Origin of the sequence: Lysinibacillus sp. G4S2, assembly GCF_030348505.1 — a bacterium.
Lineage (GTDB): Bacteria > Bacillota > Bacilli > Bacillales_A > Planococcaceae > Lysinibacillus.
In genome coordinates this window covers 4,471,884-4,497,152 of the sequence record NZ_JAUCFJ010000002.1, presented here as the reverse complement: position 1 = coordinate 4,497,152, position 25,269 = coordinate 4,471,884, and the positions used below count along the sequence as shown (strand labels likewise).

At 33.1% G+C, this 25,269-nt stretch carries 24 protein-coding genes and 3 pseudogenes; 18 read left to right on the top strand and 9 right to left on the bottom strand.

The window, feature by feature from the left end; all coding sequences use genetic code 11:
* Positions 1–768 precede the first annotated feature (768 nt).
* From QUF91_RS22950 to QUF91_RS22930, 5 genes are all read left to right on the top strand, one after another.
* Positions 769–2,298, top strand: a complete 1,530-nt coding sequence (locus QUF91_RS22950) for a type I restriction-modification system subunit M (protein ID WP_289419462.1) — start codon at positions 769–771, stop codon at positions 2,296–2,298.
* A 109-nt stretch (positions 2,299–2,407) separates the two neighbouring features.
* On the top strand, positions 2,408–3,580 hold the full coding sequence (locus tag QUF91_RS22945) for a restriction endonuclease subunit S (protein WP_289419461.1): 1,173 nt from the start codon (positions 2,408–2,410) through the stop codon (positions 3,578–3,580).
* A gap of 45 nt (positions 3,581–3,625) precedes the next feature.
* Complete coding sequence (locus tag QUF91_RS22940; RefSeq protein WP_289419460.1) at positions 3,626–6,727, top strand: type I restriction endonuclease subunit R; 3,102 nt, start codon at positions 3,626–3,628, stop codon at positions 6,725–6,727.
* A gap of 13 nt (positions 6,728–6,740) precedes the next feature.
* Positions 6,741–7,463 carry a M48 family metallopeptidase gene (locus QUF91_RS22935; RefSeq protein WP_289419459.1) on the top strand — a complete coding sequence of 241 codons (723 nt, stop codon included), beginning with the start codon at positions 6,741–6,743 and terminating at the stop codon, positions 7,461–7,463.
* An 884-nt stretch (positions 7,464–8,347) separates the two neighbouring features.
* Positions 8,348–8,575, top strand: coding sequence for a hypothetical protein (locus QUF91_RS22930; protein WP_289419458.1), 228 nt, complete (start codon positions 8,348–8,350; stop codon positions 8,573–8,575).
* A 60-nt stretch (positions 8,576–8,635) separates the two neighbouring features.
* Here QUF91_RS22930 and QUF91_RS22925 read toward each other — a convergent pair whose 3' ends face one another.
* Positions 8,636–8,917 (bottom strand): hypothetical protein, encoded by a 282-nt coding sequence (locus QUF91_RS22925; RefSeq protein ID WP_289419457.1) that lies wholly within the window; start codon positions 8,915–8,917, stop codon positions 8,636–8,638.
* A 328-nt stretch (positions 8,918–9,245) separates the two neighbouring features.
* On the opposite strand from QUF91_RS22925, the gene QUF91_RS22920 reads away from it, so the two are divergent.
* From QUF91_RS22920 to QUF91_RS22900, 6 genes are all read left to right on the top strand, one after another.
* Positions 9,246–9,449 carry a hypothetical protein gene (locus QUF91_RS22920; protein ID WP_289419456.1) on the top strand — a complete coding sequence of 68 codons (204 nt, stop codon included), beginning with the start codon at positions 9,246–9,248 and terminating at the stop codon, positions 9,447–9,449.
* Positions 9,450–9,451: 2 nt separating this feature from the next.
* On the top strand, positions 9,452–9,739 hold the full coding sequence (locus QUF91_RS28215; RefSeq protein ID WP_353957859.1) for a Holliday junction resolvase RecU: 288 nt from the start codon (positions 9,452–9,454) through the stop codon (positions 9,737–9,739).
* Between the two features lie 67 nt (positions 9,740–9,806).
* Positions 9,807–10,061, top strand: coding sequence for a DUF2442 domain-containing protein (locus tag QUF91_RS22915; protein WP_289419455.1), 255 nt, complete (start codon positions 9,807–9,809; stop codon positions 10,059–10,061).
* A gap of 260 nt (positions 10,062–10,321) precedes the next feature.
* A complete protein-coding gene (locus tag QUF91_RS22910; protein ID WP_289419454.1) occupies positions 10,322–10,513 on the top strand; it encodes a hypothetical protein in 192 nt (63 codons plus the stop codon).
* 200 nt (positions 10,514–10,713) lie between these two features.
* Complete coding sequence (locus QUF91_RS22905; RefSeq protein ID WP_289419453.1) at positions 10,714–10,929, top strand: hypothetical protein; 216 nt, start codon at positions 10,714–10,716, stop codon at positions 10,927–10,929.
* A gap of 255 nt (positions 10,930–11,184) precedes the next feature.
* Positions 11,185–11,448, top strand: coding sequence for a hypothetical protein (locus QUF91_RS22900; protein ID WP_289419452.1), 264 nt, complete (start codon positions 11,185–11,187; stop codon positions 11,446–11,448).
* Positions 11,449–12,271: 823 nt separating this feature from the next.
* On the opposite strand, the gene QUF91_RS22895 is transcribed toward QUF91_RS22900, so the two are convergent.
* Together QUF91_RS22895 and QUF91_RS22890 are read right to left on the bottom strand one after the other, a co-directional pair.
* Positions 12,272–12,559, bottom strand: coding sequence for a hypothetical protein (locus QUF91_RS22895; RefSeq protein ID WP_289419451.1), 288 nt, complete (start codon positions 12,557–12,559; stop codon positions 12,272–12,274).
* The gene (locus QUF91_RS22890; protein ID WP_289419450.1) at positions 12,556–13,533 is read right to left on the bottom strand and encodes a ParM/StbA family protein; all 978 of its coding nucleotides are present in this window, start codon (positions 13,531–13,533) and stop codon (positions 12,556–12,558) included. The genes QUF91_RS22895 and QUF91_RS22890 overlap by 4 nt, the downstream gene beginning before the upstream one ends.
* Positions 13,534–13,822: 289 nt before the next feature.
* On the opposite strand from QUF91_RS22890, the gene QUF91_RS22885 reads away from it, so the two are divergent.
* Positions 13,823–16,051: a phage/plasmid primase, P4 family gene (locus tag QUF91_RS22885; protein ID WP_289419449.1), complete on the top strand. Its 2,229-nt coding sequence runs from the start codon at positions 13,823–13,825 to the stop codon at positions 16,049–16,051.
* A gap of 212 nt (positions 16,052–16,263) precedes the next feature.
* On the opposite strand, the gene QUF91_RS22880 is transcribed toward QUF91_RS22885, so the two are convergent.
* Positions 16,264–16,827, bottom strand: coding sequence for a hypothetical protein (locus QUF91_RS22880; RefSeq protein ID WP_289419448.1), 564 nt, complete (start codon positions 16,825–16,827; stop codon positions 16,264–16,266).
* 246 nt (positions 16,828–17,073) lie between these two features.
* On the opposite strand from QUF91_RS22880, the gene QUF91_RS22875 reads away from it, so the two are divergent.
* From QUF91_RS22875 to QUF91_RS22865, 3 genes are all read left to right on the top strand, one after another.
* Positions 17,074–17,271, top strand: coding sequence for a hypothetical protein (locus tag QUF91_RS22875; protein WP_289419447.1), 198 nt, complete (start codon positions 17,074–17,076; stop codon positions 17,269–17,271).
* Between the two features lie 232 nt (positions 17,272–17,503).
* Positions 17,504–17,938, top strand: coding sequence for a hypothetical protein (locus QUF91_RS22870; protein ID WP_289419446.1), 435 nt, complete (start codon positions 17,504–17,506; stop codon positions 17,936–17,938).
* A 1,152-nt stretch (positions 17,939–19,090) separates the two neighbouring features.
* A complete protein-coding gene (locus QUF91_RS22865; RefSeq protein WP_289419445.1) occupies positions 19,091–20,050 on the top strand; it encodes an Abi family protein in 960 nt (319 codons plus the stop codon).
* 358 nt (positions 20,051–20,408) lie between these two features.
* Here the strand turns inward: QUF91_RS22865 and QUF91_RS22860 are convergent.
* Together QUF91_RS22860 and QUF91_RS22855 are read right to left on the bottom strand one after the other, a co-directional pair.
* Positions 20,409–20,585 (bottom strand): annotated as a pseudogene (locus tag QUF91_RS22860) (transposase domain-containing protein); the annotation flags it as partial.
* Between the two features lie 85 nt (positions 20,586–20,670).
* Positions 20,671–21,012, bottom strand: a complete 342-nt coding sequence (locus tag QUF91_RS22855) for a helix-turn-helix domain-containing protein (RefSeq protein WP_289419443.1) — start codon at positions 21,010–21,012, stop codon at positions 20,671–20,673.
* 154 nt (positions 21,013–21,166) lie between these two features.
* Here QUF91_RS22855 and QUF91_RS22850 point away from each other — a divergent pair, with 154 nt between their 5' ends.
* The 3 genes and pseudogenes from QUF91_RS22850 to QUF91_RS22840 form a co-directional block, all read left to right on the top strand.
* Positions 21,167–21,559 (top strand): hypothetical protein, encoded by a 393-nt coding sequence (locus QUF91_RS22850; protein WP_289419442.1) that lies wholly within the window; start codon positions 21,167–21,169, stop codon positions 21,557–21,559.
* A 30-nt stretch (positions 21,560–21,589) separates the two neighbouring features.
* A pseudogene (locus tag QUF91_RS22845) lies at positions 21,590–21,816 on the top strand (recombinase family protein); the annotation flags it as partial.
* Positions 21,816–22,250: pseudogene (locus tag QUF91_RS22840) on the top strand (transposase); the annotation flags it as partial. The pseudogenes QUF91_RS22845 and QUF91_RS22840, both read left to right, overlap by 1 nt.
* Positions 22,251–22,332: 82 nt before the next feature.
* On the opposite strand, the gene QUF91_RS22835 reads toward QUF91_RS22840, so the two are convergent.
* From QUF91_RS22835 to QUF91_RS22825, 3 genes are all read right to left on the bottom strand, one after another.
* Positions 22,333–23,229 (bottom strand): DegV family protein, encoded by an 897-nt coding sequence (locus tag QUF91_RS22835; RefSeq protein WP_285398453.1) that lies wholly within the window; start codon positions 23,227–23,229, stop codon positions 22,333–22,335.
* 105 nt (positions 23,230–23,334) lie between these two features.
* Positions 23,335–23,541 (bottom strand): hypothetical protein, encoded by a 207-nt coding sequence (locus QUF91_RS22830; RefSeq protein WP_289419441.1) that lies wholly within the window; start codon positions 23,539–23,541, stop codon positions 23,335–23,337.
* Positions 23,542–24,384: 843 nt separating this feature from the next.
* A complete protein-coding gene (locus tag QUF91_RS22825) occupies positions 24,385–25,020 on the bottom strand; it encodes a hypothetical protein (RefSeq protein ID WP_289419440.1) in 636 nt (211 codons plus the stop codon).
* Between the last annotated feature and the right edge of the window lie 249 nt (positions 25,021–25,269).

Sequence of the window (25,269 nt, the reverse complement as noted above, 5' to 3'; positions counted from 1 at the left end):
ATGACCCGTTGTTAAGGCAGTGGATATCCAGTGCCTTTTTTTCATGCTCTTATAACATTAATCTTACTTATGAAAATTACGTATTATAAGCTTTGGTGCAGGTCGCAGCGATTGTAGTTACTATGTATTGTTAGTGATAGAAGAAATAAGCTTTTTGTAGAATTAAGATTCTGTATTAAAATAGCCGAATAATGATTCAATAAAGGCAAAAGAGGGCGATATTCAAGAAAGATTAAATGAAGAGGTTCGATATAAAGCGAATTGCATATCGATAGAGATTAGTCCATTAGAAAATATATAGGATACAGGAGAAAAACATTTACAATTACAGTAATATTGTTATATGATTTAAAGTTGGCTTAATAACTACAAGGGGAAAAGTGAGTCTTCCTGAGGCGGTCCAAGCAACTTACAAAATGTTTTATATTAAAAAAGTGCGGGGTTATTAATACCTTTTACATTTGCGGTGAGAGAGGTGCAAACAGAATGCTTTTTAACTTAGTATGTAGCATGGTATATGAATACGACTTTCGTAAAGAAAGAATTAGAAAATGGTTCAGCTGGGACCATGTATCCCAAGTAAGAAAAAAGCAACAGTGCGATACCGATAGAGCAAATTGCACTTGAAAAGCAACAAAACATTGTTCAACTGTATAAGCTTCATTTGAAGGGAAAACAGCTGTTAACATATTTAATTGAAGAAAAAGAAAAGCTCTTTAACGCATTAACAAATAAAGTGCTACAAGGAACGAATTAGGAGGAAGTTACATGACTGGAAAAGTAACGCAAGAACAAATCAATAGTGTACAATGGCAGGCCGCAGATACATTCCGCGGAAAAATTGATTCGAGTATTTATAAGGATTACATTTTAACAATGCTGTTCATTAAATATTTGAGTGATTCATATAAAGAGCATTTAGAAGAATATACAGCACGTTATGACGGTGATGAACAGCGTATTCAACGTGCAATAGCACGTGAACGCTTTGTATTAGATGAAAAGTCAACTTTCGACTACTTATACAGCAATCGAAATGAAGCTGAAATAGGTGAAACCATCAATAAAGTATTAGAACGTATTGAAAATGAAAATACAGGTAAGCTTCGTGGGGTGTTTCGTAATATCGATTTTAACAGCGAAGCGATTTTAGGGAAAACAAAAGAGCGAAATGCGATGTTACGTTCTTTATTAGAGGACTTCAACAAATTAACACTTAGACCATCTGTTGTAGCTGATGGAGATATTATTGGTGATTCTTATCAATATATGATTGAACGTTTTGCATCTGATGCAGGTAAAAAAGGTGGAGAGTTTTACACGCCAACAATGGCATCAGAATTATTAGCTCGTTTAGTAAAACCACAAGAGAATGACCGTATTTATGACCCAACTTGTGGGTCAGGTTCATTATTAATTCGTGTAGCAAAGCAAGTTCCTAATAAAAAGGTAGCAATTTATGGACAAGAACGCAATGGTGCAACGCATTCTTTAGCATTAATGAACATGTACTTACATGGTATTGATGATGCAAATATCGAGTGGGGAGACACATTAGCAAATCCACTTCATTTAGAAGAGGGCAAGCTAATGAAGTTCCAAAAAATCGTAGCGAACCCTCCGTTCTCGTTAGATAAATGGACAATGGGTTTTGTAGGTGAAGAAAATACAGATAGCAAGTTTAAGATGGATGCAAGTTTAGATGAACATCGCCGATTTGATTGGGGTGTACCACCGACTTCAAAAGGTGATTATGCGTTTATACAGCATATGCTTTATTCTTTAGCCGAGAACGGAACGATGGCAACAATTTTACCTCATGGGGTGTTATTCCGAGGTGCAAGTGAAGGCAAAATTCGTAAACAAATTATTGAGATGAATTTGCTTGATACGGTTATTGGCTTACCAAAAGGGCTTTTCTATGGCACAGATATTCCTGCGTGTGTACTTGTATTTAAGAAAAATCGGACGCGTAAAGATGTGTTATTCATTGATGCATCGAGTGAAGAACATTACGAAAAAGGTAAAAATCAAAATAAACTGCGCGAAGAAGACTTGCAAGAAATTATGGAGACATATGATAACCGAGAAACAATTGATAAGTATTCATATGTAGCAACATTTGAGGAAATTAAAGAGAACGATTTTAATTTAAATATTCCACGTTATGTAGACACGTTCGAAGAGGAAGAGCCTGTTGATATGGAAGTAGTGAAGCAAAAGATTATGAATATCAAAGAGGAATTAAAAGTAGTTGAAGCAGAGATGGAGAAATATTTGAAGGAATTAGGAATGTAACTTATCAGTGGCTCCTTTTACTAATTCGGTAAAAGGGGTTAGTAATAAATTTAAATATTTTTGGTGAACAGATTGATAACGAAAGCTTGATAAATAGAGGATGGTATATATGAGTAAAGAGAAAATTCCTAAAGGATGGGGTATTTTCAAAGTTAAAGATATTTTTGATAGAGTTAGAAATCCAGTTGAAGTAATAAAGGATGAAAAGTACACTCAAATAGGAATTCGTTCGCATGGAAAAGGTATTTTTTATAAAGAGGCAGTCACTGGTGAGCAATTAGGTAATAAGTCAGTTTTTTGGGTAGAACCTGATTGTTTTATTGTTAATATTGTTTTTGCATGGGAAATGGCAGTAGCACGGACTACAGATAAAGATAGAGGGTATATAGCATCACATAGATTCCCTATGTATAGACCAAAAAAAGGGGTTTTAGATTTAGATTTTATTACTTATTTATTTAAATCTCCCAGAGGAAAGTATTTATTAAATTTAGCTTCACCAGGGGGAGCCGGTAGAAATAAAACTTTGGGGCAGAAAGAGTTTGAAGAAGTTGAAATTCTTTTACCTACAGATATTAAGGAGCAAAAAAAAATAGCTTCAGTTCTTATTACTTCTGACAAATTAATTAAAGGGAAAGAAGAACTAATCAAACCGGTAGAAAAGCAAATGAATGGATTAATGCAGAAGTTACTTAGAGGTGAGATTAGATTACCTGGTTTTAGGGATGAATGGACGAAGGAAAAATTAGGTAATGTGGCGCGGGTTATAATGGGACAATCGCCTAACTCAGATAGCTATAACGATTCAAAAGAAGGTATTCCTTTAATTCAAGGCAATGCTGATATTAAAAATAGAAGAACAATACCACGAACTTGGACGACAACGCCTACTAAAATCTGTATGCCAGGAGATATTTTGATGACGGTTAGAGCACCAGTCGGAAGCATAGCTTTTTCGGAGCACGAAGCATGTATAGGTAGGGGTGTTTGTGCAATTAAAGGAACTATTAATCAAGATTATTTATATTATCAATTAATACGGAAAGAAAATATGTGGGGTAAGATTGCGCAAGGAAGTACTTTTGAAGCGGTGAACAGCAATGATATTAAAGAGTTAATAATTAATGTGCCTCCAGAAGAAGAACAAATTGCAATTTCAAAAGTATTACAGGTATTTGACAGAAACCTATCCCTTTTATATAAAGAGCTTGAAGAATTAAATAATCAGAAAAAAGCACTAATGCAACAACTTCTAACAGGGAAAACCCGAATAAAGGTATAATACCCTTACTCTTTTTACCTTCATTAATAGATTGGAGGTGGCATTATGTCCACTCAGCAACTTTATGATGAAATTAATATTAGTCAACAGCCCGCGCTTGAAGTATTACAAAGAGTAGGGTACACATATATTCCAATTGAAGAAGCAGAGAAAATGCGTGGGAGCCTTTATGATGTTTTGCTCCGAACAATTTTAGAAGAGCAGTTAAGAAAACTGAATAGCTATGAATATAAAGGAACCACATATCAATTCGGTGAAAATAATATTCAACAGGCGATACGTGATTTAGACGAGCCTTTAACAAGTGGACTTGTGAAAGCGAATGAAAAGATTTATGAAACAATGATGTTAGGAAGAAGTTATACAGAACTGCTTCCAGATGGTTCAAAGCAATCATTTACAATACAGTTTATTGATTGGGATAACATTGAAAATAACGTCTTTCATGTAGTTGAAGAGTTTTCAGTAGAACGCACAGATGGCCGAGGACTTGCACGTCCAGACATTGTCCTTTTTATTAATGGTATTCCATTTGGGGTGATTGAATGTAAAAAGGCTTCGATTTCAATGGAGCAAGGCATTAGCCAGATGATTCGCAATCAAAAAAGTGACTATATTCCACAATTATTTAAGTTCGTGCAAATTGTAATGTCTACTAATAAAAATGAAACACAATATGCAACGTGTGGTACGCCTAAAAAGTTCTGGTCTATTTGGAAGGAAGAAGAGGAAGATTGGTTAGAGCAATTGTTACAAGTAATAGCAAATCGCTTACCAACTACGCAGGATAAGAATATCATTTCATTGTTCCATCCTGCTCGATTATTAGAACTGACGTCTTTCTTCACATTGTTTGATAAGAATGTTAAAAAGGTAGCACGTTATCAGCAGTATTTTGCGATTAAAAAAATCCTCAGTACAATTGAAGAGCGAGATGAAAATGGGAATCGTCAATCAGGTGTTATCTGGCATACACAAGGCTCAGGTAAATCGCTGACGATGGTTATGTTGACGCGTTACATTTTATCGGAGTTATCAGGTCATAACCCACAAGTTGTAGTGGTAACGGACCGTAAAGAACTGGATAAACAGATTTATAAGACATTTAATCATACACGTTTAAAAGCAAGTCGAGCGCGTTCAGCTACTCATTTGGTTTCACTAATAAATGATAATAAGGCAGATATTGTTACAACCTTGGTGCATAAGTTTGACATAGCTTCAATTAAGTTGGAACCACAGGAATCAAAAGATATTTTTGTACTTGTTGATGAATCACACCGTACACAATACGGTGAGCTTCACTATAAAATGAAAAAAGTTTTTCCAAATGCCTCGTATCTGGGCTTTACAGGGACGCCTTTGATGAAGAAAGAAAAGAGCACGATGATTAAGTTCGGTAAGCTTATTCATAAGTATACGATTGCAGATGGTGTTAAAGATAAAGCAACTGTTCCTTTGTTGTATGAAGGGAAAATGGTCGACCAAACGGTGAATAAGATAGCCATTGATAATCGTTTAAATATGATTACACGTAACTTAAACGATAAACAAAAAGAAGAAGTAATGAAGAAGTGGGCACATTTCGAGCGAATTGCTTCCTCAGACCAACGAATTACCATGATTGCTTTTGACATTAATGAGCATTTTACACGTAACTATAAAACGCAAGGCTCGCAATTTAAGGCGATGCTTGCAACCAATAGCAAGATGGAAGCAATTCGTTATTTAGAGGCGTTTGAAGATTTAGGGGATTTGAAATGTGAAGTAGTAATTTCTAAGCCAGATGAGCGTGAGGGTCATGAAACGATTGATGAAGAATCCACTGATAAAATTCAACGCTTTTGGAAGAAGATGATGAATCGATATGGTACTGCGGATGCCTACGAAGATACGATTAAAGATGAATTCATTAATGGTGACGACATCGATTTATTAATTGTTGTAGATAAATTGCTTACAGGCTTTGATGCGCCAAGAGCCTCTATTTTATATATTGATAAGCCAATGAAAGAGCATACGCTATTACAAGCAATCGCCCGCGTTAACCGACTTTATGAGGGTAAAGATTACGGCCTTATCATAGATTATCGTGGATTGCTTGAAAAGTTAGATGTAGCTTTACAGATGTATTCAGGCGCTGGATTTGAAAACTTTGACCCTGAAGATATTCAAGGTGCAATTTACGATATTATTACAGTTATTGGCGAACTTCGTCAACATCATTCAGAATTATGGGACATTTTTGCGCCGATTCGAAATAAATCGGATGTTGAAGAATACGAAGTGTTATTAGAGGATGAAGAACTGCGCAATGACTTCTATGATACGCTAAGTAAATTTGGACGTAATCTCGCCATTGCATTAGAATCAGAGAGTATTTATAATACCTTACAGCCTGATGAACTTGGAAAGTATAAGAAGGATTTAAAATTCTTTCAAGAGCTTCGGAAAAGCGTGAAACTTCGCTATTCCGATACAATTGATTATAAGGAATACGAAGCTAAAATGCAGAAGCTAATGGACCAATATATTTCAGCAGAGCAAATTATACGTATTACCAACCCAGTTGATATTTTAAATGAACGAGCATTTGAGGAAGAGATTGAGCGTCTTGGGTCGAAACGTGCTAAGGCGGATGCAATTCGTACACGTTTAACGAAAAGTGTCAGCGCAAAATGGGATGAAAACCCTGCTTATTATAAAAAGTTTTCAGAGCGAATCCAGGCGGTTATTGATGAATATAAAGAAAAGCGTATCTCAGAAGCTGACTATTTGAATTCGATGAATAAATTATTAAAAGAATTTCGTCAAGGCGAGTCCAAAGAAGCTTATCCAATTGCAATTAAAGATAATAGTCACGCACAAGCGTTTTACGGGGTGGCAAGAGATATATTAACTACGAAGGATGAGCAGTCTCCTTATGGTGATGAAGACCTTGCAAACTTAGCATTAAAGATGGACGAAATTATTAAACAGCATCAAAAAGTGGATTGGTATAATAATCTGCAAATTCACAACCGTATTGCACAGGACATTGATGATTTATTGTTTGATTTCTCGAAAGAATATAATGTAACATTAGATTTCGATACAATTGATAAAGTAATTGAACAAATAAAAACAGTAGCCATCAAACGTTATTAAGGTAGTGAGTAATATGGAGAAACATCAAATTCACTTTGGCAATCAGTTTATTGATTTTTTCGTTGAAAGAAAAGATGTCAAAAATGTGAATTTAAACATTAAGCCTGATATGACGGTTCATGTCTCAGCTAATGAAAAAGTTCCTTTGAATTTTATATATGATTTTGTGAAAAGTAAAGGTCAATGGATTATAAAGCATATAAAACAATTTGAAGAAGTGCTCCCGCTAAAGCAGAACGAGCGTGAATACGTGAGTGGTGAGTCGTTCAAATACTTAGGGAAACAATATCGTTTACGCGTTGAACAGTCAACAAATGAAACGGTGAAGTATTTTCGAGGTTTTATATATTTACAGCTCCAAAATCCAACAGACTTCTCGAAAAAAGAGAAAATGATGGATGCCTGGTATAAGGAAAAGGCATATAAAGTATTTGGCGAGTCATTAAATAAGATGCTGGTATTAATTGAAAAGTACGGCGTTGAAAGACCATCGCTCGAAATTCGAATGATGAAGGCCCGCTGGGGTTCAGCACAAATCGATAACAAGACGATTTTGATTAATACGGAGCTTATTAAGGCCCCTAAATACTGCATTGATTATGTTATCTTACACGAATTAGTTCACTTTAAGTACAACAATCATAGCGATAGCTTTTATAATATGTTATTTACGCTAATGCCAGATTGGGAAAAGCGTAAGAAAATATTAGACGAAGAAATTGTACGTGAACTTTAATATAGGATAGTTTCCAAGCTTTATGCGAGGGAACTATCTTTTTGTATAGGCATAGCTTTGGTATTTTGATTTGCCTTTTTTACGTACGGAAACGATTCCCACAAAAGGGGAGGGATATACAGGTATTTTAGGGACTTCGTAAAACCTTTTAATGTTTAACTACTTTATATAATAGTAGGAAAAAGTCTATTTTTTACTCGTTGTCATGCAGACAAAAGCTTTATTTTTAGCAATTATTAAATGACGAAATATTAAAGCGTTTACCACCATCAAACCATTGATATAAAAGTTTTTTACTGTTTCCGATTTTTGGAATATGTAAACCTATATAGGTAAAAAATTTCAAAAAAACACTTAATAATAAAATCTAAATTATAAAAACATCTGATAACTAAAACATTTAAGGGGATAAACTGCACCCTCTAAAATATTGAATTTCCCGAAGTGAATGGAGTGCACCGAGGGATATTTTTTCATATGATTCATCCCTTTTTCTCGAAATAGTTACTGACCTTTTTCGGTTTCTTAACTAAATGTACCATTGAGGGTTTATTTGGTTTCATATAATGGCTTGGTTACACTTAATGAAGTGGATTCAAATAGTGTTTGTTACTTAATTTTATCTGAACATGTGAGAAAGAATTTCATAAAAGTTCATACTTCCTCATATTTATTTCGAAATAGTTTAGAGTAAATACAGAACAAGTATGAAAAAGTTCATACTTGTTTCGCTAAATGATGAAAATGGTATAGGTTATACTCTGACCGTATTTTACATTATAATCGATAACACATGTTAAGGTTAAGGTATCTGTTATTATCAAGTTACATATAGAAGTTTGTGAATTGCTGTTTAAAAACATGGGGGAAGGAGTTAAGATATTATGCTGATTCCTAAAAGAGCAGGGCAGCCAGTGAATTATGAGATGTATCAAGAGTATACACCAGCGGAAAATAAATTGGAGTTAGTTGATGGGTTTTTCCTGCCATTTGATGACGAAAGGGCGAAAATGCTTTCCTTGTGTTTGTACAATCTGGGATTACAGGACTTCGTTAAAATATTGCCACAAGAATCTAAGGACGAATTGTTTCAGTTGCTTCAACAAGATTAGTATCGGAAACATGCTCGACATGATAGAGAGTTTGTAGTAGTCAATATGAAGGCATGGGTATTAATTCAGTGCCTTCTTCTTGTTTTTATATCGTTTAAGGAATTCTTTACCGAATTCCCTCGTGTTTAATTTTGTTCTGCCTATAGGCTCATAATCAATCTTATAAGAAAATTCATCATTCCATTTTTTTAGTTCCTCATACATACTTTTCACAGGAGTTTCAATTTCATCGATTATTTTATAGATTTTCAGTCTGGGCAATGGATTCTTATCAGAAAATAGATATATGCGATATAATCCATTGTTTGATTTAATATCTATTATTTCAAGTAAATTGTTCATTTCATTACCTCCAAATGAATCATATTAGTATACATATTGTAACATGTAGTTTTAGAGATTCTCCTTTAATTATGTGGGTTCAATAGCGTTTGTTACGTCACTATATCTGAACATTTGCGAGAGAAGTACGAAATAATTTCATAACAGTTCTTAATTTATCGTATTAAGACCATAACATTTCAGAGGAATTACGAAAAAGGTATGAAAAAGTTCATACTTTTTTCGATATAGGCTGAAATTTAATAGTAATAGTAAAACTGAACAATCGTTATAAAATCTATGTTTATCCTCTATCATAATAGAAAATGAAAAAGAGAGGAGGAAAGGCATGACCATTACCGCAAGTGAGAGTAAAAGAAAAGAAGGAAAGAGTTCAAACCCTGGGAAACAGTTCGAGAAGGACTTCTATGCCTCTGTTTTAGAGAAAGAGTACCTATTTGTCTATAGATTAAAAGATGACAATTTAGGCTTTGCAAACGTGAAAAATCCCTGTGATTTTATCTTATATAAAAAGCCAAACATCTACCTTTAGAATTGAAGAGTCACAAAGGAAAATCCATTCCATTTGGAGCCATCCAATCCTATCAAATCGAATCATTGTACCGATTCAGCAACATAGATGGTGTAAAGGCTGGATTTGTATTCAACTTTAGGGATGTGAATGAGACGTATTATATAGAGGCTGTATCTGTATATCATTTTTATAATGGAAGGGAACGTAAGAGTTTTTCATTGGATTGGGTAAAAGAAAATGGAATTGCCATTCCACAGGAGCTTAAACGGACAAGATTTAAATATAACTTGAGTAATCTACTCAATTAGTATTGGGACAATGTACTAATGTGTGTTATTGTTTTGAGATTAAAATATGGAAGGGCAGGTGCAGAGTATGAGAATTACTTTTGTCATCCCAACACGAAATTTTAAATTGCTATTGGTGTTTGATAAGCAAGAATATCGTATAGTGGATATTCGAAAATTTTTAAAAGATGATAGTGGTTTATTGGCTGAGGTAAGGGACAATTTGGAGTTATTTTTACAAGTTACCTTGGATGATATTGCTGGGACAGTTTGTTGGCCAAATGGAGTAGATTTTGAGCCTGCTGTACTATATCAAAAAAGCAAGGATGTTGACTTTTTTTAAGATAAAAAAATATCACCTAATATTAATTAAGATGATATACTTAATGCATTCATGTTAATGGGAGGTGTTCCATTTGAAACGGGAATGTATAGAATATTGTATTTCTTTTAGCTTGGCAGATGTGAAAATTAAACATACTAAATTTACGTAAGACGTTGAAGTATAGTGGTGACTATATTCAACGTCTTTTTATTTTTGTCTATAGTCAAAATTATAGGTAACTATCGGTAAATATGGATATTGATTAGGAGGTTTAGGGGATGGAGAACAATGTTGTTACTTTCACAGAAACTATGATTTTTGATGGGTTGGATGAAGAATATTCAATTTGTGAGTGGATACAACAAATAAATCCTATACAACTTAGGGATTACGGATTTGATGAAGCAGTGAATGAAGAAGAGTTTTTAGCTATGCAAGAGGAACTATTCAATATTCTCCTTGAAAGATAAAGAGATTGTTATTGGGTTTTTAATTGAAGGGAGGTGAGAAAATGTTAGCTTTTGCTATTGTAAGTATTTGTACCATGATTTTCATTTTTATTATGGCTTTACTATCTATTCTTGTCATTTATAAAAAGGGAACAAAGAAACAAAGGAATTTGAACAAAGGTAATTTAAATATTCAATAACTAAGTGAAAAGAGGGATATTGTGGCGCAAATTAACAGAAATAAGAAACATAATTCTAATAGAATGAAGATGAGTGTGCCGATTATGAGGTATAGTGTCTCAAATGATAATGAGCGAGTAATAGCCATTATAGAGGCACATCAAAGAAGGCAAGTTAAACTTCGTGGTGCATTAGTTCTCTTGTATGTCGGTATCTTATTTTTTTTATTAATGTGTGGGGTATTAGGTGAAAAATAGCGATGAATTAATTGAATTGAAAATTACGTATGATAAGAACTTAGAAGAAGTTGAAAGATTTTTAGATGCTGGTAAAACCTATAAAGACATGGATATAGAGTAGTTTGAAACAGAAAGTATAAGTATAGGCTTTTAGTAATTAGATTAGTAATAGGAGAAGAATGATGGCGAGTCACTGTGTGTATTTTTAGAAAGACACTAAATCTTCAGCATTCGATTTTTGAGGAAATAACTTATTGAAGGTGTGGTATTTGTATGAAAAAGGATGAAGGAATGTCAAGAGAGGAAAAGAAAAAAATAATAATGGAGATGAACCCATTCGACGACATATATTGGGATATATTAGAAATGTTTGAGGATGGACTCGAACCATTCATCATACCATTGCCTCCTGGTGCTAAGAGAGTTAAATTCAGATTGCTGTGTGAATACTGTGAAGAAAAAGAAAGAAAAACAGGAAAAAAGGTGTCACCAGAAGATTTGTCTCCAGAAGAAATGGAGCAGTTTCTTGTGTATTAATTTTAGCGTATAGGCAATAAGGGGATATTTGAAAGCGTTGATTGAATAGATGTGGGTGTAGGTTAGTCGTAAAGGGGTAAAGAAGCAGAAGGGAATAGAGGTATCTATTATAGGTATGTAACTTGTGAGTTTTAGGGTGGGGGAGTTCATATCCCTCCTTTCTCTGCAATTATACAAAGAAAGGAGGTGAACCGTATGGAATATAGAAATATTACATCAAAAAGATTCGTATTTCAATATTATTCTAAAATATGAAAAATAGGGTTATGGGTTATGTGGGAAGGGCTGGGTCATAAATGTCTATTGGGACTGAAAGTAATCCCCCCACAAAAATTATAGCAGTTGAGATTCTTGGTATTAATATATAGTGTTAGATGAAATTATACACAACTATATGTTGTGTTTGGCGTGTGCTTTTTAATGGCAATAATTTTATATATTACAGTTTAAAATATCGTATAAAAAAATGGGGGTATAGCTAAAATTTAAGTATTTTAATGATACGAATAGAGAAATTTCTATTCACCCTGGTACGTTTATTCACGGCTGTATAGCTTAAGACAAGAGCCCAATTAAGCCACAAGAAGAAAGATTATTTATTTTGCCCTCAGATACATATACGTGGGTGAAAATGTGGAATTATGAGGATAAGGGATTGCAAATATTGATTTCTCCATGTGCAGATTAAATAAGGTAATATGTAGAGGGCTTCCCAAAGGTGTATATTCAATTTTGGGATGCCTCTTTTCTTTGAAATTTTATACATCAAAATACTATTTAGGTATTGTCGTATTGTCTTTTCTTGGTTAGCAACATATTTATCTTAGAAAAGATTAAAAATGGTATTCTTTGCTTCATCACTTAATGGGAAGTTCTCTTTAGCTTTTTGTTCATTTTTAGGTATTATAAACTGACTATTTTGCAATGCTTGTAGAATTTTCCCTGCAATTTTCTCTTCGTCTATGAAAGAAGGGCAGTTATTCTTATCTTGCCGAATTAGATTGCGTATATATTCACTGATATTGCAGGTTTCTTTTTTATTCTGTAAAAAATTCCATATATCACTATCACTTGGGAGAAAGCTGATAGTGATTTTGTTACGCTCAATCATGAAGAGTATTTTACCTTTATAATTTCTAAAAAACTCTTCACATTAGCGAACTGAGGATTTATAACAGTTGTTGCATTTGGAAAGCTATTTTGAATTTCTTGTTGTAATAATAGAGCACCACCACCACTAAAAATAATCTTATCTTGATTAAATGTATAGTCATGTTGCTTGGCATAACTCAAGATTTGCTCCAGATGGACTGCCTTGATTTTTTGAATAATTTCTCTACTTTCCTCGTCAATTTTCCCCATATGACTAAAGTATCCTTTTTTTATGATTTGCTCTAAATCATTTGCAGAAACGTTTTTATTATATCGTTGAACAAGCTCCTGTTCTAACCTGGCTTTTAATGTATTAATACCCAGATGGGAAACAGTCATACTATTAAAATTAGGCTGAATACCGTTGAAAATACAGTAAGTAGTATTAAGCCCTCCAATGTCAAAGACTGCAGTGGTGTACTTAGAATACTCCTCTGTGTTTGCGAAAACTAATCCCATCCCCTCAAAACAAATTGTCAAATCATTTAAGTTGAATACATGGGCATTATCATTTATACGGAGGTAAATGGTTTTATTTTTATTTTCAATGTATTCTTTAAAGGAATCTTTTGATGTCTTATTTTTATATACAGTAATTGGAACATTTACAGCAACATGTAGATAAACATTGTGGAAATAAGCGTTTGCCTTTTTCATTAACTCTACAATGGCTGTATAAATCGCAAGTTTGTGGATTAAAGTTTCTTTACTGAGATTGAAGTCACTTTTGTTTTCTGAAACCATGTCTCCTAATAGATACTGTTTACCATCCAACTCAACTTTAAATGAATTCGATTGTATATCAATCCCGATATCTGATACCTCCTGCATTTTTGTGCGGAAAATTAATATATATGTTTTCTCCTTGTATTCCATTATCGCTTTGGTAGCGTATTTACCACTATCTATTGCAACAAAAGCATGTTCTTTCAATTAAATCTACTCCTTTCAAATTTTACTTTCTATGTATCTTATACAAATTAGCTATGAGAAATAAGAAATTTTCATAAAAACATGCTTTAGCTTGTTTTGCCTTTTCTTAAATTTTCATAAATAGCTATGAAAGCTCGAACATAGTCAAGCAGAAATGGACTTCTTAAAGGGAAATCTATCATTTAGAATGGGTCTTGTGAGGATGATTTTTAATAACTTAGAAGTGGTGATGATTAATAAACTAATCTGTGTTATGAAGAATTATTACTAAAAAACGAGGAGGACTTGAATGTATAAAAACATCCCTGAAGAATTAAAGAATACGAAGCAATGGATTTGCTATAAAGCAATCCCAAGAGGAGAAAAGATAACTAAAGTGCCAGTCCATCCTATTAGTGGGAATCCAATAGATGCAAACAATAAAGGAAACTGGCTTACCTTTGAGGAAGCCAGGGTATATGCAGGAGGAAATAAAGTAACTGGCATTGGATTCGTTTTTACAGATAATGATGATTTTGTTGGAATTGATATTGATGGATGTGTTGATGTAAATGGGAAATTCAATCAAGTATCTATGGAGATATTAAATTGTTTTAAAAAGAAGGCTTATGCTGAATATTCTCCAAGTGGAAGAGGCATCCATCTTATTGTAAAAGGAGAAAAGACAAACCAACGCTCTAAAAATAGTGTATATGGCTTAGAAGTATATAGTGATAAACGATATTTTACGGTAACAGGCAACGTGATAGAAGAATATGGGGAGATTAACTGGTGTTCAAATGAAATTGAATATATTTGTAACAAATTTTTGGAGAAGGAGGAGAAGCAACAAGAGATGGCATTATTAGTAACAGAAAAAGAAAGTTTTCAACATACAACCAACGAATTATTAGAGGTGATGTTTTCTAAGAAGAATGGAGATAGGCTGAAAAATCTTTTTGAAGGAACATGGCAACAACACTATCAATCCCAAAGTGAAGCTGATTTAGCATTCTGTAACGCATTAGCGTTTTATACCAAAAAAAACCACAATAAAATGAATGAAATCTTTCGACAATCGGGGCTTTTCCGTAAAAAATGGGATACAATTCACTATGCAGACGGCAGAACATACGGAGATGCCGTCATCGAAGAAGCTATTAACAGCACACAAATAACCTATACACATACTAATAATACTAAACAAAATGAAAATAAAGTGAAGATAATAAGTGAAATGAAATCTGCAGAGAAGGAGATTCCGAAGTGGTATATAAAGGGAACGAATTCACTAAGCTTTATGCCTGGCATTTTGGCTAAACATCTTGCAGAAACGGAGAATCTTATTTATACAAGTGAACGCTTCTTTCAGTATGATAAAGGGGTCTATTGTGAATTAACCTTACAAAAAATGAAAAAGGTGATTCAGGAACATTTGTTAGTAGAGCATAGTAAGGCCCATCATATTCAAGATACGTTGGAACAATTAAAAAATAGGGTAGTGTTTGAGGGAGATATCTTTGATTCTCCAATACTAATCAATAAAATTAATTTCAAAAATGGAATCTATAATATTCGTAGCCAAAGTCTTGAACCACATTCTCCTGAAATAAAGACTGCAATACAAATTAATGCGGACTATAATAGATTTGCCCAATGTCCAAACTTTCTTCAATTTATTAATCAATCACTTACGCAAATGGATGTACTCATTGCACAAGAATTACTGGGATATCTTTTAGTTCCAGAGACGGTCGCTGAAAAAGCTTATATTCTATATGGTCCTGGTAGAACAGGAAAATCAACCTTTTTAAAACTAATTGAATTCATAATCGGGAAAAAACATATTAGCAATGTTCCCTTACAAGATTTATCTCAAAAATTTAAAACGGGACTACTGTTTGGAAAACTTGCAAATATATATGCAGATTTACCGAATAAAGCACTTCAAGATACAGGTATCTTTAAGACCTTAGTTAGCGGAGATACAATTGTGGCGGAAGAAAAATTCCAATCACCATTTTCTTTCAGCAATAAAGCAAGATTACTATTTTCCTGTAATGAACTTCCAGCCAATTACGTGGATAGAACAGATGGATTTTTTAGACGGCTAATCATCCTCCCATTTCTAAAGCAAGTTGAAGAATCGAAAATTGACACAGCCTTACTAAGCAAATTGCAGAATGAAATTGATGGAATTGTCCAATGGGCTTTAGAAGGATTAATACGTTTAATGGATAACAATTACCAGTTTACTAAAAGCGATACAACACAAAATCTCTTGAATGAATATCGTAAGCAAAGTAATAATGTGATTTGGTTCGTAGAGGAGTATTGCGAGCTATTAGTTGAGGCATCTGAATATAGTATTAATCTCTATCAGCGTTATAAAAGAACGTGTATTGAAAATAATATGCAACCTATATCTCAGACAAAGTTTAATAAATCACTTGAAATAGAATATGGTCGAAATGTTATTAAAACAGAGGACTCTAACAAAAGAGTTATTTTCAAAGGAATCCGAACTCGTAAAAAATAAATAATTGAATCCCTGTGTTACACAATTACAAAGGAGGTCGCAGGTAAAAGAGAGACTTAATTATATTAAAAAAATCTTTTCAAAATATATTTAATGGATGAAAAAATAATAAAAGTTTTAAAAAAATCCACTCGATTACCCGTACCCCCAATCCCCCTCCTTGTGGTTGTAACCCTTCCCTTATTATGGCATAACCTATTAATAGGGGTGCATTATTTTTCTATTGAACGTACCTTTGAAAATAATGTTGGTAAGTTATTCTCTGCTAATAATTCTTCAATATCGTATAAATTATAAATGCCTTCTTCTAAACAAAACGCAATAATTTCATCTTTCTTGTTTTCCACACTAAGCGTAAATCCAGCCTTGTATAGCAGTTTCATGGTTTCTTTTAGACTAAGTTTAAGAAAAATAGCAATCCTTATTAGTTTGTCTTTATCATGGGTCTTATATTTATCATTTAATATTCTACTCCAATATGTTTTAGTAATTTGAGCTTCTCCAAACCTGTTTTCACTAAACGAATGAATCCCTCTCTCTGATGTTAGTTTTCTTAAATACTGACCAACTGTTAGAGATTTTTTAGAATTTGATAAGCGGCTATCCAGTTTACTTAATTGAAAATTACTTAAGCTATGACCGAATACCCCTAAACTCTCTATATCCCCATATTCTTCTTCTTCCAGTATTTGATTTTTTGTATCCTTGATAATTTCTTTTGAATTGTGATTTTCTAAGAATCGATTCAGTTTTATCTGCATTAAGATGCTAATCATTAAAGTTATTCTCCTTTTTTTATTGTTGCGTGGGAGGCAACCAAAATTATAAGATGTCAACTTATAATTTAGTATATAGTCAACAGAAAGCACCAACAAGACTATTAACAAAAGATAACGGTTTTGACAATTTGATTAGCCATATACAAAAAAAGAAAGCAAAGAAACTATCTATAAAGCCAGAACCATATATATTAATGTCAAAATAATATGGTATTGATATTGACGTGTGTGGGGTTGAGATATATGGGGGGATTTACCCAGGAGATTGAAATTCGAAAAGGTGAAATCGTTAAATACAGAGTCGAGGAAATTAATCTTGATTTCAGAGCTGAGGATGAAGACTTTTCATGTGCTGAAATAAACCCTTCCTTATTTATAAATGCCCATGATGAAGAAGAGGATGATTTTCCCTACAAGAAGGAGATTCGGGTAAAAGAGTGACTTTCTTCTATTAAATATAGGAAAAACTTTTAAGAGATATAATAGATAAACAATGTACTTTAAAGATGAACTAAAGCCCCTCAATTACCTGTCCTCCCCCTTGTGGTTGTAGCCGTTTTTAATGGAAAGTACAAGAAAACCTAAAATTATTTATATTCGCGAAGGAGGATAATATATTGTGTTATCAACAGGTTCAATTATATTTTCAAGCTGTCAAGGAGAAATCTTAAGTATGGAAGTAGTAAACGAAATTAGAGATACAATTACGTATAATGAACTGTTTAATACAGCCTGGAAACGATTCATAAATCCTTGGTTGGAGAGTTCATATGCAACATTAAATTTACGAACAGGAGAATTAGAGGGACATGATGAATTTACTATGAACAGTGATACACCATACCTGATACTATTTAAAGTTAAATTGGAGTCACTATCACCAAAAGATTTATTAACAGATGACGAGGTTGAGGAATACGAAAGGTCAGAAAATTCACTTGAACGATTTTGCGAAAAAATTGAAATTAATGTTATAAATCGTGCTTATGATTATTATCAATCACTTTGGAATAGGGTTGAATGGTATGCAGATTCTATCATTGAGGAAAATTTGTTTGAATGGTACGAAACACGTAAAATAAAAAGTGATAATGTAGGACTTAATTGATTTAGATAGTACAAAAAGAATTAGAAGGTTGTCAAAAGAATTTAAATCTCAGTCTATTGTTGTTAATGCTTTTTATTTTATAAAAAAAAAGCAATGCTATTAAATGCCATAAAAAAAGTTTTTTGAAGGGTACAAATTTTTTAGACTTTCAAAAACAAGTATAAATTTGTCACTGAGTACGGGAAAAGCAGACAAAAAGCTTAAAATGTATCAAGGAGTACGGAAAAAAGACAGACAACAAACTTAAAATCTGTCACAGAATACTCAAAAAGAGAGATAACAAACCTTAAAATCTGTCACAGAGTACGCAAAAGAGAGATAACAAACTTAAAATCTGTCACAGAGTACGGAAAAAGAGAGACAACAAACTTAAAATCTGTCACAGAGTACGCAAAACAATAGACAATAAGATTAATATTTTACACAGAATACGGGGAAACGAAGACTCAAAAAGTATGCGCCATATTAAACGAAAGATAATGAGCTTTAAAAATTGAAATAATCTGGGGTGATGTTTAAAAAAGTAGCAAACTATTGTAATGTTGAATATACATACGGAATATAGAATTAAAGGCAGTTTTTGTTTTATTTTCAAGTTTGATATATTTGACGACAATGTTTAACACCTTGTTCTAAATTCCGCATCAGGATTAGTAAATGCATTGGTGAATGTTTAATAAAAGTCTCGTCTCCGTAAGAAATAATTCATTCCATAGTCAAAACCATGGTCAAAAATTTTTAGATTATACAAAAACCCTTATAATTGCTGGTATTATAAGCTTTCTAATAGATAGCGGTTCGACTCCCGCCGTCTCCCATACATAAAGTGGCTGTAAATGCAGTCATATCAACGATTTAACAGACTAGGGATATTGAACGGGAGTTGAACTCTTGTGCAATATCCCTTTTCTTATCCCTACATATTTTTACGATAATTTGGCTCTTAGACCTTCTAATTCAAACTACGTTTTTGTCTTATATTATGGAAGATATGATGCATGAGGTTTATGGGGGAGTTAATCGATAAATCATTAAATTTATGGATTTTAGTATTTGACGATAAGCACCAGCATATAATATAATGATCGTAACGATCAAGCCCGTGTTCCTTCCGAGGACCGGGCTACTTTTTTTATAAAGGGTGATATTGTAATGAAGCCATTTAAAACACATAATCAACAATTAACTTTACTTAGATCAAGAAACATGGTAATTTCTGATGGTTCAAAAGCTAAACGGATTCTCGAAAGTGAAGGTTATTATAATGTTATTAATGGTTACAAGGATCTATTTTTGGTTAAAAATGGAATTGGCATCCCCGTTAATCCTGAGTTATACATACAAAATACTAAATTTGAAGAAGTACATGCACTTTATGTGTTTGATCGAGAATTAAGAAATACTTTATTGAAATATTTATTGATTTTTGAAAAAGATATAAAGTCTAAAATTTCATATAGGTTTCCTGAAAAGTTCTCGAGTGCTAATGCATATCTTGATATAAGAAGTTTTACAAATAACCCAGATCAACTCAAGCAAATTGTTGAATTAATATCAATTATCACAAGTACTATTTCAAAGCATGCTAAGCGTAAAGATAGTCCTATAAAGCATTATCTTGATAATCATCAAGAAGTACCATTATGGGTACTTTCAAACCAATTAACAATAGGAAACATCAATAATTTTTATGAGTGCATTGATGATGGTCTAAAAGATTTAATTGCCAAAGATTATTCTACTAGTTATAGAAGGAACTACAATCTTTCTGCTCACATTCCAAAAGAAACGTTAATGGATGTTTTAAAGACTGTTAATATGTTTAGAAATGTTTGTGCACACGAAGAAAGGTTATATTGTTTTAAATTAAACAGACGGGCAAGGAGTAATCATATTTCCAATTTACTGAACATTCCTACTAGTTTACTCGTGGGGAATTTATTTACAGTTGTTGCTCAGCTGAAGTTAGTTTTAACTAAAAAAAATTTCAATGAATTATTAAGAAGCATAAAGGAATTATTTTTAAAGTTTGAAGGGAAATTTTCTACAATTACTTTTGATGATATTAAATTAGTTATGGGTTTTCAGCCTAATTGGGAGTCTTTATTCTAATTTGAAAGTATAGTCGTAGTTAAATCCGTAGTTAATGTTTTTCACAACAGGCGAAAAACTCCTATAAATACTGCTATTATAGCAAATAGCAGTTGTGCTCCCAGAAGCCCCGCGTCTCCATACATAGGAATCAACAGATTTCAAAAAAAGGCCGAACTCTTGATATATAAGGGTTTCGGTTTTTTTGTGTTTTTAGGCGATTTGTACTGTGGCATTCAATGGTATTCATTTTTGGAGTCAAAAATAAAATATTAAAATGAAATACTGATAGAACAGTAAGCCCGAAATATAAAAAAGTGCACCTTTTCGGTACACACGACGAATGGCCATCTATCCTGATTTTTTTTCGGATAGATGGCTATTTTGCACATGTAGCTTGGATTTTTTTCGACCAAGGCATGTAATTCTTTAAAATCTCTGGCTGCTGTTGAATCGGTAAATTTGGCAATTCTGTCATTAACGTCACTAGGTATTTATAGAAATCGATGCCGTTTGCTTTTGCCGTTTCAGCCAAACGTAAACAGATGGCATTCGCTGCAGAGGTGTGGTGCATTTTTAAAAGAAGTTGTAGATGCACCAATACGCAATAAATTGCCCACTTAAAGATTATTACGCAACAGCTACTCATTATCTTTCCAAGCAATTAAAGACTCAATAAACTTTAAAGCGGCTCTTTGATCTTTCTTAGAACGACCTTCTAACAGACGTATCATTTCCTCTAATTCAAAGCTAAGCACTTTTGGATGGCTTTCGTTATCATCAAATAGCTCTTCTAATGTAATTTCTAAAGCTGTGCATATTTTTGTAAGGCTCTCGATTGTAGCGTTCTTTTCTCCACGTTCGAGTTGCCCAATATATGTGTTATGCAAGGAAGCACGATATGCTAGTTCTTCTTGGCTTAGTCCACGTTCTTTACGTAAATAGCGGATTTTTTCGCCAACTACTTTAACTATATCCGTCATGTAATCACCTCACCATTTAGGATTGATGAGAAATGATATTTTATCCATATACTATAGATATGTTTTTAATTTAATTAAATATTCACTATTGATATTATAGAAGAGAGCAGTTAGTATATAGTCAGGCAGAAAATGATATAGGGAGCGTGTTAAAATGAACTTGAATTATAGTTTAATGATGGGTTTAGATTATAGTTTAATGACGGATTTAACAGATATAGAGTTGAAGCTAGAAGAGTTGGAAGCAAGATATAAGAAAAAGTATTTCCGTAAAGATACGAAAAGGGCATGGAGCTTTAAATGTCATTGCGGCGAAAAAGTAGGAAGTAATATAGCAGAAGAATACTTTATTGCATTAATTACACGGAAAGATCCAAACGCTATTGGTCGTCGCTTTTGTTCAAAAGAATGTGCAGTAATTTATTTCAATGAGCAGCGTAATGAATTGTTAGTTGAACGTGAACGGATTATTGAGGAAAGAAGAAAGATGAGGGAGGTTTATGAAGAAGCGGAGCAGAAGTTTATAGCTATAAAGGAGAGAAGCTAAATAAGGTTATTGAAAGCACGTGTTAATTGTCCGCAATATCAGGCAATGAGAAAGTGTGATTCGTAATGGGGATTTTATTTATATTGATGCGTTGGATCAGTTAGGGCGTAATTATGATGAAATTATTCGTGAGTGGAAGGATATTACGCGTGCTGTTGGTGCAGACATTGGTGCTGGAGAATGAAACTCTGTTTGATAGTCGCAAGTTTAAGGACATGAATACGGAGGATGGCAAGCTAGGGTCGTTAATGGAGGAATGTATCTTTCAAGTATTCTAGATGTCTATATCGGAAAAATTGTAGCGCAAACAATTGATTCTACACAAGATACGTTATTCGTTTTGGATACTTTATATCAATTACCTGATTTACCGCAAGGCTGTATCTTGCATAGCGATCAAGGTTCTGTGTGCACATCATATGCGTATCAAAAATCAGTCAAAGAAAAAGGAATTACCATAAGCATGTCCCGCAAAGGCACACCCACTGATAATTCCCCAATTGAAACGTTCTATCTCGACGGAATCTACCGCACGACAAATGCGAATATGATTCAAATCGTCGAAGACTACATTACCTATAATAACAATATCCGTATTCAAACAAAATTAAACAGCCAGTCCCCATACCTGAATGAAAATACTGCTATCATTCAAAAAATAACGTTACATCCGCCAGTTTACTTAAGCTAAAATGCTCTCTGACTGTATAATAGTTAGTTTATAGGAATTTCGCAACTTCATGTACCTACAATAATTTAGATTACAATTATGTTTATATAGTAACTAAATCAGCTATCTTTTGCTTAAGTGGTGCAAGCTCTGGTAGACGTACCCAACTTAAACCAAGCGTTCCTTCACCTGCATGAACCGCTACACAAGCACTTAGTGGTAATACGGAGAAGTTTATGTGCGGATATTCGTTCTCTAAAGCTTTTTTCCAAGCGGTTGCGCCTTCTTCATCATTACAGTGAATAATTGCAACTTCAGGGATAATACTTTTTTCTAGATCTGTATTTAAAACATTTTGTACATATGTTTTAGCTCTAGTCGTAGCGCGTACTTTTTCTTTCATAACGGGCTTCCCATCTTCAAATGATATGACAACTTTAATATTCAACAAGTTACTTAAAAATGCTTGAGTCCCTGAAACTCGACCACTTTTATGTAATTGTGATAAGCTAGCCGGAATAAATGAAAGCTCACTGTTATCTGTCATCTCATTGATTCTTTCAACAATATAGCCAGGTTCAAAACCTTCACGCTCTAACTGCTGACCGATTTCAATCATTTTCATCATGGGAAATGACCCGATTTTTGAATCCACTGGATATACTTCAAATTCAGCTTGATCAGCTGCTGTGAAAGCGCTTTGATAAGTGCCCGAAAGATGTTGAGAGGTATGAATTGCAATTGCACATGTATACCCTTGTTCTTTTAATGATTTATATAAGTCTACAACTTCACCAATAGCAGGTTGTGATGTCTTTGGATTTTTTTTAGCATTTCGTAGTTTTTCGTAAAACTGATCATGTGTCATATCAACAGTTTCGCGTAAAGCCTCTTCTTCGAACACTATATTAAGTGGTAATACGTGAATTTGATTGTCCTGTATGAACTTTTCATCTAACAATGCTGCTGTATCTGTAACCCATGCAATTTTCATTCCCATTTAAAAGTAATCCCCTTCATCTATGTAGAATATTATTCATTTTATAACTTATGTAACTATACACAGATAAGATCATCATGAGTAGTGACATTTATAATACTGTATTTATTTTTTTGCAATCTTCGACATTATTTCGACAATAATTGCGATAAAAAATAGCATTTTATAAGCATACGGTAAGCTATCTAATATTTCATTCGCTAATTGATCAACAAGTTCATTGATTTGGCGAAGCATATTATCTTTTGGCACAACAATATCGTAGATCGACATGTATGGACTTAAATGAAGGGTTTCTTGATTTGAAATCATCGGGGACACCACCTGTACATTAATTCTTTTATTATAAAGGAAAGCGAGCGGAATGCTTCGGAAAACAACAGTAGAGTCACAATGCCAAATGAAAAAAGCGAAGTCTTCGACGATTTAATCGTTGAATACCTCGCAATGTGAGATGATATGGACTTTTTCAGTGCCCTCTGAAATCATGGCCGCCTTTTTTTAAACAATTATAAACGAATAAATTATATTCGATATATCCATTAGAGCAGCGATAACAAATGCCCCTATAATCATCCATTTAGGTGTATCTTTTTTCGTCTCTCGTCACAAAATACATCCAACCTTAACAACCTAGTTTAATATTTATTTCCTGATTTTTAGTAAGTTAGATAAAACTAAATAAATTATTAAAGTATTTAAGAACAATAGAGTAAAATCAAAAAATAAATTATTAATCCCTAAATTTATCATTTGAAAAATTGATACATCTACTGTTCCTTTATTTTGAATCCATTTAAACGGAATCCCTAAAAAAAATGCAATCACTAAACTAATAATAGCAATTTTTTTTTCTCCACACATTTACCTCCTTATTATCACTAGAAGTAAAAATATAGTATATTTATAGCTGATAAATGCTTAAACTGCCTATAAATTTGAGTTTGGTCGCAATTTTTTTAGTTTTGCCTTTGCTTTTTTGTATTCTAATTAATTCTTACAATAAATCCTTTTCAACTATAATAAATTTTATCTAAGGCTAATGATAACTATCTCATTAAATAATTGACTATAAAAACACCCCAGAAATGTTTGTGATATAGATGTACATTTCCAGGGCAGGTCATACTATTCTATCGATTGTCTGTGCATTCCTTATTTTATTAAAGTTAAACTTCTATTCCACTCACCATTCCAAGAAAATCCAATAGGATTGCTTCCGATGACAACACCAAGTGTATACAGGCCTTTTGCTACTACATTAGCTGTATCTTTAGTAGAATATTTTTTACTGAATGAACTAGTACCATCTCTATGCGTCCATTTTACATCATGATAGCCAGTTTGCCATGAATTGATATTAGTTACATTTACAAATTGAGGATTATTATTGACAAATTTATAAGTGTAATCAAATGACATATTTCTCATATTTAGCACACCCATTACTGGGCCATTCATTGGTCCCCACCAAGAGACTTGATGACTATCTTTATATTCTGTTGCAAATAAGGAAATTCTGATATTTCCTTCGATTTTAATTTCTTCGCTAGTTGAGATAGAATCATTTTCTTTTGCTTGTATTAAGAATTCTTCAAATTCCTCTAAATCATTAAATTCTAGAAAACTATTATTATCCATATAAGAATTCTCTAAGTCTACTAATTCAAAATCATATTTGTCACTTAGTTCATTGACTTTTGTTTCAAAATCCTCTGAAGCATTTGCACCTTGGGCGGAAAGTATTGCAAACATAAAAGTGAAAGATAGAGATAAAATTATCTTTTTCATGGATATTGCCTCTTTTATTTTTAGGTATATCACTCGCTTCACATACTTATAATCATTCGCCTTTACTTTTTCCCCGGGTATGTTAATAAGATACCATTAGGAGTGAAATTTTAAAAATCAACTTTCGTCATAAATCGAACGAAAATTGATAAAATTCAGAAAAACGATCTCGATTTTGGCGTTTGATATCACAGATAATACTTATATGAAAGAAAAAAGCTTAGTAAAAACTAGACTTCTGCATTTAAA

Bases quoted from the DNA above. Each gene is read 5' to 3' on its own strand.
- QUF91_RS22830 (WP_289419441.1), bottom strand. From the start codon at position 23,541: ATGATTTCAAATCAAGAAACCCTTCATTTAAGTCCATACATGTCGATC.
- QUF91_RS22825 (WP_289419440.1), bottom strand. From the start codon at position 25,020: ATGAAAAAGATAATTTTATCTCTATCTTTCACTTTTATGTTTGCAATA.
- QUF91_RS22935 (WP_289419459.1), top strand. From the start codon at position 6,741: ATGGAGAAACATCAAATTCACTTTGGCAATCAGTTTATTGATTTTTTC.
- QUF91_RS22835 (WP_285398453.1), bottom strand. From the start codon at position 23,229: ATGGGAATGAAAATTGCATGGGTTACAGATACAGCAGCATTGTTAGAT.
- QUF91_RS22920 (WP_289419456.1), top strand. From the start codon at position 9,246: ATGACCATTACCGCAAGTGAGAGTAAAAGAAAAGAAGGAAAGAGTTCA.
- QUF91_RS22945 (WP_289419461.1), top strand. From the start codon at position 2,408: ATGAGTAAAGAGAAAATTCCTAAAGGATGGGGTATTTTCAAAGTTAAA.
- QUF91_RS22865 (WP_289419445.1), top strand. From the start codon at position 19,091: ATGAAGCCATTTAAAACACATAATCAACAATTAACTTTACTTAGATCA.
- QUF91_RS22850 (WP_289419442.1), top strand. From the start codon at position 21,167: ATGAACTTGAATTATAGTTTAATGATGGGTTTAGATTATAGTTTAATG.
- QUF91_RS22910 (WP_289419454.1), top strand. From the start codon at position 10,322: ATGGAGAACAATGTTGTTACTTTCACAGAAACTATGATTTTTGATGGG.
- QUF91_RS22900 (WP_289419452.1), top strand. From the start codon at position 11,185: ATGAAAAAGGATGAAGGAATGTCAAGAGAGGAAAAGAAAAAAATAATA.
- QUF91_RS22925 (WP_289419457.1), bottom strand. From the start codon at position 8,917: ATGAACAATTTACTTGAAATAATAGATATTAAATCAAACAATGGATTA.
- QUF91_RS22950 (WP_289419462.1), top strand. From the start codon at position 769: ATGACTGGAAAAGTAACGCAAGAACAAATCAATAGTGTACAATGGCAG.
- QUF91_RS22875 (WP_289419447.1), top strand. From the start codon at position 17,074: ATGGGGGGATTTACCCAGGAGATTGAAATTCGAAAAGGTGAAATCGTT.
- QUF91_RS22870 (WP_289419446.1), top strand. From the start codon at position 17,504: ATGGAAGTAGTAAACGAAATTAGAGATACAATTACGTATAATGAACTG.
- QUF91_RS22915 (WP_289419455.1), top strand. From the start codon at position 9,807: ATGAGAATTACTTTTGTCATCCCAACACGAAATTTTAAATTGCTATTG.
- QUF91_RS22895 (WP_289419451.1), bottom strand. From the start codon at position 12,559: ATGATTGAGCGTAACAAAATCACTATCAGCTTTCTCCCAAGTGATAGT.
- QUF91_RS22855 (WP_289419443.1), bottom strand. From the start codon at position 21,012: ATGACGGATATAGTTAAAGTAGTTGGCGAAAAAATCCGCTATTTACGT.
- QUF91_RS22940 (WP_289419460.1), top strand. From the start codon at position 3,626: ATGTCCACTCAGCAACTTTATGATGAAATTAATATTAGTCAACAGCCC.
- QUF91_RS22880 (WP_289419448.1), bottom strand. From the start codon at position 16,827: ATGATTAGCATCTTAATGCAGATAAAACTGAATCGATTCTTAGAAAAT.
- QUF91_RS22930 (WP_289419458.1), top strand. From the start codon at position 8,348: ATGCTGATTCCTAAAAGAGCAGGGCAGCCAGTGAATTATGAGATGTAT.
- QUF91_RS22885 (WP_289419449.1), top strand. From the start codon at position 13,823: ATGTATAAAAACATCCCTGAAGAATTAAAGAATACGAAGCAATGGATT.